Origin of the sequence: Clostridioides sp. ZZV15-6597 (assembly GCF_020657815.1) — a bacterium.
GTDB lineage: Bacteria > Bacillota > Clostridia > Peptostreptococcales > Peptostreptococcaceae > Clostridioides.
This window is the reverse complement of sequence record NZ_JAGWCT010000129.1, coordinates 1-10296: the sequence shown is the minus strand read 5'-3', so window position 1 is coordinate 10296 and position 10296 is coordinate 1. Positions and strand designations below refer to the sequence as shown.

7 protein-coding genes are annotated in these 10296 nt (G+C 23.9%); all 7 read left to right on the top strand.

Annotated features, from left to right (window positions below):
- The first annotated feature begins 112 nt into the window (after nucleotides 1–112).
- Nucleotides 113–466, top strand: a complete 354-nt coding sequence (locus tag KGF52_RS18695; RefSeq protein ID WP_227841227.1) for a hypothetical protein — start codon at nucleotides 113–115, stop codon at nucleotides 464–466.
- Between the two features lie 112 nt (nucleotides 467–578).
- Nucleotides 579–1547 (top strand): peptidylprolyl isomerase, encoded by a 969-nt coding sequence (locus KGF52_RS18690; RefSeq protein WP_227841226.1) that lies wholly within the window; start codon nucleotides 579–581, stop codon nucleotides 1545–1547.
- Between the two features lie 174 nt (nucleotides 1548–1721).
- Nucleotides 1722–3083 (top strand): hypothetical protein, encoded by a 1362-nt coding sequence (locus tag KGF52_RS18685; protein ID WP_227841225.1) that lies wholly within the window; start codon nucleotides 1722–1724, stop codon nucleotides 3081–3083.
- A 13-nt stretch (nucleotides 3084–3096) separates the two neighbouring features.
- Complete coding sequence (locus KGF52_RS18680) at nucleotides 3097–6381, top strand: hypothetical protein (RefSeq protein WP_227841224.1); 3285 nt, start codon at nucleotides 3097–3099, stop codon at nucleotides 6379–6381.
- Between the two features lie 58 nt (nucleotides 6382–6439).
- Nucleotides 6440–7486 (top strand): C40 family peptidase, encoded by a 1047-nt coding sequence (locus tag KGF52_RS18675; RefSeq protein WP_227841223.1) that lies wholly within the window; start codon nucleotides 6440–6442, stop codon nucleotides 7484–7486.
- An 841-nt stretch (nucleotides 7487–8327) separates the two neighbouring features.
- Nucleotides 8328–8990, top strand: a complete 663-nt coding sequence (locus KGF52_RS18670) for a hypothetical protein (protein WP_227841222.1) — start codon at nucleotides 8328–8330, stop codon at nucleotides 8988–8990.
- A gap of 1 nt (nucleotide 8991) precedes the next feature.
- Nucleotides 8992–10236, top strand: a complete 1245-nt coding sequence (locus KGF52_RS18665) for a hypothetical protein (protein ID WP_227841221.1) — start codon at nucleotides 8992–8994, stop codon at nucleotides 10234–10236.
- Nucleotides 10237–10296 lie beyond the last annotated feature (60 nt).

Sequence of the window (10296 nt, the reverse complement as noted above, 5' to 3'; positions counted from 1 at the left end):
ATATATAATTTATTAAATGTAAAAGAATATTATTTAAATATAGAAGATATTTTTAACAATAAATAATATTTTAAATAAATATATTTATATTACATATTAAGGAGGAAAAATCTTGAATTTTCTTGAGAAAATAAACATGTTAGATGAAAGCATAAGAGTACAATATGTAATTGATACAGGTATGTTTTATAATTTGCAAATAAGCTCAGCCAATATCAATTATAAATTTCCCAATTGTGACTCTATAGATTTAATTTTTAAAGGGATAAAGTTAGATTTACATTTAAAAAAATTATTTGATTTGCTTAATATTGTAATAAAAAAAAAGAATTCAAAATGTATCTTAATCGAAAATAATAAGCAATTTGAATGTCCACTACTAATATGTTTGTTAGAAAATAAGAAAGGAGAAATGGTAAAACATACAATCTTAAACATCGAAAACTTAACAGAAATTTTAGCTTAAAAAGGTTCTAACTTATAATAATTTTAAAGAAGGGAGTTAGGTTTTATAACCTAATACAAATATGATTTCAAAAAAAAATACTAAGATAATTTCAATTATTATATTAGCTCTAATGATACTATCTACATTTACATACTTAGGATACTATCTTGGAAGTGAAAATAGTACAAATAAAATAAATTCTTTAAGAGAATATAAACAAAATGAGGTTCTAGCTTCAGTAAATAATAAAAATATTTTAGGTAAAGACTTACAAAAAATTCTAGATATATATACAATTGGAATGCCAATTACTGAGAGAAATAAATTAACTAAAAATGATATAGATATAATAGAAAGTGACTCTTTAAATAGTATAATCTCAACAAAAGCCTTACTTGATGTAATCTATAAAAATAATGCAACTCGTGTAAAAGATGATGAATTAAAAGAACACTATAGTAAGATGCTTAAAAACATGTTAGATGCTACTAATCTTACAGAAGAATCTTTTTTTAAGTATTATAATATCAGTTCAGAAGACTTAAAAACTCTGTTTAAAGAAGATTTACTAGTTGCAAAGTATCTAGATAAAATATCAACTGTATCTGACCAAGAATTAAAAAATTATTATGAAAAAAATAAGGATAAATACAAAGAAATTAAGGTATCTAAAATATTAATAAAGGATACAACAGATGATGGAAAGAAAAAAGCAACAGATATTATTAAAGAGCTAAATAATGGCAAAAAATTTGAAGAATTATATGATAAATATGACAATGCAAAAACAGAAACTAATAGTAATGGTGGAGATTTGGGATATCAAACAAAAGATGATTTACAAGAGGAATTAAGAAATGCATTATTTTCAAAAGATTTAAAGGTGGGGGATGTATATTCTAAGCCTATAAAAACAGAGTTTGGATATTTCATAATAAAGAAAACAGATGAGAGAGATTCTTCTATTGAAGATATTAAAGATACTTTAACTTCTGAAATAAAATATAATAAACAAAATAAAGAAATATCTACTGTATTAAAAAATTCAAAAATAGATATAAAAATAAAATTAAATGTACCAATAAAAGAATTAAAATAATTATCTAAACAAAACTTATATTTAATAATATATAAGTTTTGTTTTTTAATATATATTAACATAATGAAATAAAGTAATAATATATAATATATTTTTTATTATATTAATTAAATAATATTACGATAGATAATTATAGTTTATACAATTAATTTTTTAATAGGAGTAGATGAAAAAATGAATAGATATAAAATACTAGAATCTGAAATAAATAAAGGAATATTAATAGACGAAAAAAACAATGTCCTCATAAATAATTGGACACCTAACAATGTTCGTAGAATTATAATAGGAAGCTCAGAGGCTTTAGTTCAGTATTATGTAACTGAAGGTAAGTATAAAGAAAAAATCAAGTTAGTTAAATTTGGAAATAGAATAGAATGTGATATATCACTTTTAAACAAAAATAAATATTCATCAATATTAAAAGTGCTAACTGCAAAAAGAGTTTTATCTTCTGTTGAAGAGATTATATTTTGTACAAAAGACTATAATTTAGCATTATTAGATGTAGATATAAATCAATGGATTTTTAAAGAAAAAAAGTCTTTATCTACAAGATTTGTAAGACTTCATAGTATTTCTCTTGTTGATTGTAGTATATCTAATGTTGCAAGTGTAATTAATAACACGATTGGACCAGAAAAGCTTCTTATAAGTGAATTAAATAAAAAGTATAAAGTAAATATTGTTGAGAAAATTCATGAACATGATTGGTATCTAAATACCAAGCTAAGAGATTATTGGTATTCTATGGATAAAGAAGGTGGTAAGTTAGAAAGATATTTTAATTCTTTAAAGATAAAAAAGACAAAAGAATATAAGTTAAATAAATTAAAAGAGATTGAAATTAAGAAGCTTGAAAAATTATGGACCAGCTATGGTAAAAATATCCTTTTTTTAATAAGAGAGATAAATAAATGTTTTAACACAATGGAAAAGATATTTTATGAGTTATCTTATATTGAAAAATTTGAATGGGGTAGATATTTAAACTATCAATTTACAAAAAAAATATTGATTGATAAATATGGAGATAATCTAGAAAAAATTAGGTCAATTGATATATCAAAGTTATTAGAATATATCAATATAGATGAAAAAGATTCTAAGGACATGTTATTATTTAAAGACATTTTATATAACAAAATCTTAAAAAATAGTGAATATAAGATGGAATACAAAAAAATGGATACTGAAAATAGCATTTTAGAATATTTGAATATATTAAATACAATATTATACAAAATTATATTCAATAGCTGTAATCTGGCATTTATATCTTATCTAAGTAGAGAAGGAATAAAATATATTGATTATCAGATTGACATACTTAATATAAAAAATACATTTATTGAAAAATATACAAAAAAAGATTTAGAATTATACAATTCTTATGAAGGTCAAAATAAAGTTCAACATGTATATAAGAGTTTGTCTGCAAAGTTAGTAAAAGATAAAGACTGCTCTATACAAGAGAGGATAAATATTATAAATAACATATTAAATATGTTTGAAGATACATATTCATCTAAATAAAGGAAGTGATAAAATGGACAAAAATACATCTCCTCTTGATTATGTTTCAGATAAAATAAATTTTTTACTAAATAATTCTTCTTTAAGTATAGAAGATGTTAGACACATAATTATAAAAACAATGATTTCTGTATTAAATACTTCTGAAAGTAAGGTTACATCTTTATTATTAAATGGTTCATCAACTGATATATCTTATTCAAATCTATTAAATAAAATGTATCCAAAGGTAAATAAATCTCTAAGTAATGAAAAAGGAGCCGATTATGGAATACTTGTAGATTCATTTACTAAGGCTACAATTCAATTATATTGGAATGAAATACTAATTAAAAATTTGAGTTTTGAAGAATTAAAAGAATATACTAAAAACTGCAACACACTTATCTATCCACTTAAAGATGAAAATGAATTAAAAATTAAAGAGTTATTAAAAGGAGACAACATATTAGAAGGCTTAAATTCAATAACTGAGCTTTATAAAAACATAAAAAATATAAAGAGTAATAACAATAATTCTGTAACAACAAAAAGTAAAGTAGATTATATTTTAGAATTAAAAAAACAAGGCTATAACTTAATATCAAATGACACTATAGTCGCAGGTAATAGTAATTTAAATACTGAGATAATTAAAATATTAAAATCTGTTTATAACCCTTTGATTACTGTTAAGGATGGTCATAAATTTGATAATGCTAATATGTCTAATCAAAGGCTATTATCCAAATTAGGACTAGATTATAAAACAGCTGATTTATGGTCAGTTAATGTATATACAAAAGATGAAGACTTGGCCTTTAGGGTCTTTATAAAAGAAGATGATTCCTCTTTTAGAATACGAGTTAAACTTCCATTACATGTAGAAAATTTCATTCTAGCTGAAAATAAAAATGTATACCTATCTCAATCAAGTAAAAATATAAGAACTGTAGATGTTTTAGATAAACTACAACCTATACCTGCTTTATTTTCTAACTCAGACCCTGCATTGGGTGAAGTATATTCATCTTGCTTTTTTTCAATACCGACTATAACTTCTCTTAAAGCCTTTGGAATAAATACCATCTATAATTGTATTCAATTTGTTATAGTGAAAGATTTATTTGAATTTAAAAATAAGAATTGGTACTTAAGGGATTATATAAAACAAGCAAGAGGGAGCAATATTGATACTGAATTTAAAGATTTTAAAAATCTTCCTTTAGGTAAAAAAATCGTTCCAGGGGTCTTGCCTGGTGACTTACTTGGTTTAGAATTTAGAAATGACCGACCACAATCTGCGTGTCTTATGTGTGGAGGTGCTGGAAGTGGTAAGACTGCTATGATACATAGTATCGCAATACAATCATTAGCTCTTGATGATACTAATTTAGGGTTAGGTGCATTAGTTTTAATTGATGCAAAAATGGAACTACCTTCACCTTGGATAAGAGCTTTTAAAAAAAGAAATATTCAACTTTATGGATTTGATGCAGAAGTTTTACCTAGTTCTGAGTTAAAAAAAGAAATTGTAAATAAAAAAGGAGAAAAACAAGTTGTTCCTATTTCTGAATCTGTACCAGGTTTCATTGGTGGATTAATTTTCTTAAAATGTGTTTTTTACGCTATACAACATTTAAAAAAGAAATCACAAGCAGGAGATGATATTGTTACTTTCAATAAAAATAATATTTCTATAGATGGAATTTCTAAACTCCCTAGAACAGCTATAATTGTTGATGAATTAAACTTATTGAAAGATGCCTTGGATTCTTTTGATAATGGAAGAGGTAAAAAAATCTTTTCTGATTCAATTCCACAAGCAAAGGCCACTAGAACTTCAGGGTATCTATGGCTTTTATGTGGACAAGACTTATCTAAATCAATTATTCCAGCTTCTGAAAGAGGTAATTATCCTTATTCTATTGTAGGAGATTTACAACATGAACGCTATGAATATTATGACATTAATCCAAATATAAATGTCTTAAAATATGAGGATTTAAATTGTCCTGAAGGAAATAGAGAAAGAGCTATAGTAAGCCAAGGAGTATTTTATGCTGGAGGTAAAAATTCAAATGCTTTAGTAAAATGTATGTATCTACCTGAAAGTGAATTAGAAGAAGCTCTAGATGATTTAAAAATTGATTTTGAAGGTATGAAACAGTTTGATAGTATAGTAAAATATGCTATCAAAAATGGTTTTTTTGAAGATACAAATAATCCATATGGATTAAAAAATAATATAGTTTACAGTGCTCTTAAATCTATTGGAGCTATCACTCAGGAAGAATTTGATATTTACACTGCTAGAATGTTTAATGAAGCTTCAGATAGTAAGGATGTAACTTCTGAAGATACTAATACTATTTTAAATGAATTTAATAACATTGATTATAGTGGAATAGAAAATAGCAGCCCTAAAAATACTACACCTAAAAATAATAATACTGCACCTAGTGTAGATATATCTGATGATGACTTAGAAAAAGAATATAAAAGGCAATCATTTGACATTGAAAATAATAATGAAATGTATCCCAATACATTCCTTGGATGTCCTATCTACAATGAAAAAATAGAGGTATTAAACAATCCTTTTGAATTTAAATTTTCAGATACAACATTTGGAACTGTATATGCCTTCAGAAACCTTACTAATATTGTTACAAAAGAGTTGTGTAAGGCATATGGCTCTATTGATAGGATAGAAACATTAAAATTAAGTAAAACTGGAATTTTCATAAATGGGACAGCTTTTAGACCTGTATTTTCTGAAAAGGTAATAGAAACATTACCAATAGATATTAGACATAAAGTAAGAGCTGGAAATATAGTAGATTTCTTTGACTTGGGAAAAATAATCAAATTTAAATCATTAACAAAATTAATTGTTGAAGATATTTATTTAGCTGAAACACGTTTACGAAAAGAATTATTCCTTAATAGGGATGAACCTTGGAGTATATTATATGAGCATTGTAAGAATTTAATTTATTTGGAAATAGGTGGAGATAAAATAAAGAGATATATAGATGCAGAATATGATGAAGAAGATTGTGAAGAATATCAAAAATATAAATTTCATGAGAAAGTAAAAAATGCATTAGGTATGGATTCATTCAATCAGAAAAGCGATGTATCTCCACTTGGTAGAGTATGGAAATCTAAGCCTGTTAAAACGATTTGTAAGGCTGCTGGATGTACTATAGGAATTAAATCAACGTTTGTACTAGCAAGTATATTCGGTGGATGGGGTTTGGTATTTGGAGCATTTGCTGGATATCATGCTTATAAAAATTATTCAAAAAAATAATAATACTTTTAGTATAAGAAAGAGAGGTGAAACCGTTATTCTTTAATAACGGATTTGTATGAAAAATAAAAAATTATTAATATTATCAATATTTTCTTTTCTTGCCTTAAGTGTTCCCTCTTATGCAGAAGAAACTAAATATAATATAGCTACTGTTAAAGATGGACTTGTATTAAATGTTAGAGATAGTAAAGATAACATAATATACAAAGCGAAAGCAGGTGAAGAATTAAAAGTAAAAGATTATTCTAAGGATAGGATAGAGGTAGAAACAAAAAATAATGCTACTGGATATATTGATTCAAAATATGTTGATGTAACAGAAGGTAAATTGTATGTAAAAGTTGATTCTATAAATATGAGAGCTGATAATAATGTTAATTCTAAAATACAACTTGAATTAAAAAAAGGTGATTCTGTAGTACTTCTTGATAAAATTGGAGAGTGGTTAAAAGTACGAAAAGGAGATAAAGAAGGTTATATAAAAGAAAAATACTTAGAAGATAAAGATGATTATCTAAACAACGCATTGAATAATGACATAAAAGTTATAAGCATGGGAAAAGAAAATATATTAGACCAAGATTATATTAAAAATATAGAGAAACATAATGCAAAAGTTGAAGAATATGTTAGAAAATTAGAAAGTGAAAATAGCAGATACATAACAGATGGTCTACCAAATAATAATTTTACTGATATACAACAAGTTCCTCATGCTGATAAACAAGCAGCACAAAAACTATTAGACCTAGTTTACCAAAAACAAGGATGTCCATATGTTTGGGGAGCTGAAGGAGATGATACTTTTGATTGTTCAGGTCTTACTATGTGGGCATATAAAAATGCTTTAAATATAACAATACCTAGAGTTTCTAGAGACCAAGCAGATATTGGTAATGAAGTTGATAGAGATTCACTTGAACCTGGTGATTTAGTATTCTTTGCAACTGGAGAATCTAGAAGTAGAATCAGTCATGTTGGTATTTATGTTGGACAAGGAAAAATGATACATGCTCCTCACACTGGTAGCTTTGTTAAAGTTCAGGATATAACAACATCATTTTATAAAGATAGATTTATTAAAGCAGTAAGACTAATATAAATTAAATAATTTTGTATTGATTTTAAAACTAAAAAGAGTAAAAAATATAAATTGACAATTGTAACTGTATTTTATATTTTTTACTCTTCCAGCTCGTTTCAACAGTTTTATTCTGTATTAAAAATACCCAAAAATAAATATGCATTTATTTTTATTTTTATTACATTTTTATTTATATATTAAACAGTTTTATTATATAAATTACAGTTTTAAAATATATTTTTTATTTTTTTAAAAAAAATAAAACAGTTTTATTATATTTTAATAAAGTTATATTTAATAAATTTTCATATTTTTTATTAAGTTAAAATTTTATTTTAATTTTTTCCAATTTATTTTTTATTACAAACTGTTAATTTAATGAAATAAATTTATTTTTAAGTTTATATATGTTATATTATTTATGAATACATTTTACTATTTTTGGAAATTAAATATAAAAAATAATATTATTAATTCAAAATATGATTTTTACATTTTAATATTTAACTTCACTAATTAAAATATAAGAGTAGTTTTATTAATTCAAAAGTATAAAAATAGTTCCATTATTTGTTTCAATTTAGTTACATTTGGATAGAAACATTTTTTTACTAGAAAAACAGTTTCATTATTTGTTTTAATTTAGTTCTAATTTATGTATAAATTTTGTTGCAATTCAATATAAAACACAAATATTTTAGCTTTTTTAGCTAAAATTTATATAAATTTTGAACAATCTATATATAAGCTTCAGCTAGAATAAGGATTATATAGTAAAGAATCAAAAAGAAACTTTTTGAAAGGAGAATTTTACTGCAATAAAGTTATTTATCTTTTATGTGCAGTACTTAAAGAGGTAATGAATATTTTTAAAAAATTAGATTTGGAATTAGCAAATGTTACAAAAGCTTTGTTGATAAGTGAAAACAACGATAGCGAGTATGCAATGCTATTAAGAAGAAAAAATTTACTACTAGAAATTAACAAGATTTTAAATAGCTATACATGGCTACACAGCAAAACATTAGTATCTAAAATTAAATATTTTATCAATAATAACTATTCTTATGATGCATTAGCAAATGAATATTCAATTAAAAATGTGGCTGCTAGAACTTGTATATCAAGGGCTGGTAAAGAATTTAAAAATACAATCGGAAAAGAAATATTAATGGAAGCCTTTGGTGAAACCATTTTATATGCTGATAGCGATTTATCAGATAAATTCAATTTAAATAGAGGAAGATTCATATTAGAGCTTAGGAGTAAATTGCCTGATGCCTTAAAAAGTGAAAATGTTAAACTATTAGATTGTAAGAGAGAAATAATGTTTTTGCATTATTTTACTTTAAAAAGCTTTCAAGAGAAATTCAATACCTTATCGTTAGAAAAATTATCTTATCTAATGTGGATACTTGAAATCAATCAAACAACAATTGAATCAATCTTATTAGATAGTTATTTAAAGTCAGAAATAGATTTTGAGAGTTTTATAAAAAAATTAGAGGAGGAAATTAATTAATATGTCTATACATCTAAAAACATTATTAAACTTAGAAGATGAGAATATAACTATCAAATCTTTATCTGAATTATTATTTGTTTATGAAATAGATAGATATGTAAAAGCTATGCTTAATAATAAACTTTGCTTAGATAATGTAAAAGTATTACCAGAACTATTGAAAAACAAATTTTTTACATATGTTATGCATGAAGGGGTTTCTTTTAACTATGAATATCAAATAGAAAATTGTAGTAAACTTAATAATTTTTCCATTGATGAAATAATTGATGAAACGAATATTAGTTTTATTAAAGATACTGATGAGGAGGTAATTTATTGCTGTGATGAAACTAATTTTTCAATAAATTATAGATATAATGGAAGAAATAAGGATATCATATATATCTCTATAGTTGCTTATATTTTTGTAAGAGCTTTCAATAACAATAAAAATATTCCTAAAATTATTTTTGGGAAACCTAAATATACTTATTTATCAGAAGAATACAATCATCTCATTATATTAAATACCTATGGAAATAAATTCTTAAAAAATTTTGAATATCAAGGACTCTGTCTTAAAAAAGATTCTAATCAGGAATGGCTTAGTTATGTTTCTTATAGGCGACAACTAGGATATATGTCTAGACCTTATAATCTTCAAGAAAAATTTAAATATATATCTCAAAATTATAAAGTTGGAGATGTCTTTTTATATTATAAAAGATATTTTAGAAAAGAAAAAAAGCTAGATGTTATAGATTTGGAAAATATACCTATGATAGTAGGTTGTTTTCCTGCTATCATAAGAGATATTAAAAAAACGTCTATAACAATAGATTACTATCCTACTATAGAAATGAAATTAACTAGATATATGAATTTAAGAGAGGTTGAAGATAGTGATTTTGCAGATAATCTAACATTTGATGACTACAATTTATTTACAGTAACCCAAGAAACCTTTGATTATCTTTCATTTGGAATTGATGATTTAACATATGATGAAGATGTTATGTTCCTTTCACACATTGATGATGATGATGGTTCTTACCAGTGGTTCAAAGATAAAAACAATAATTTATGTAATATATGGCTTGATACTGTAAATACAATCTATGCTGTATTTGAAGATAGGAATGTAAAATATAATAAAGAAAATTTTTTAAATAGATATTTCAAAGATAAAAAACCTTTATATGATATAATAACTGAAAATGGAATTGATAATATAATACAGAATAATATTATTTGTTTATAAAATACTATATAAAAAAAGAACTAGTATATATATTAGTTCTTTTTTTATGTATATATATAT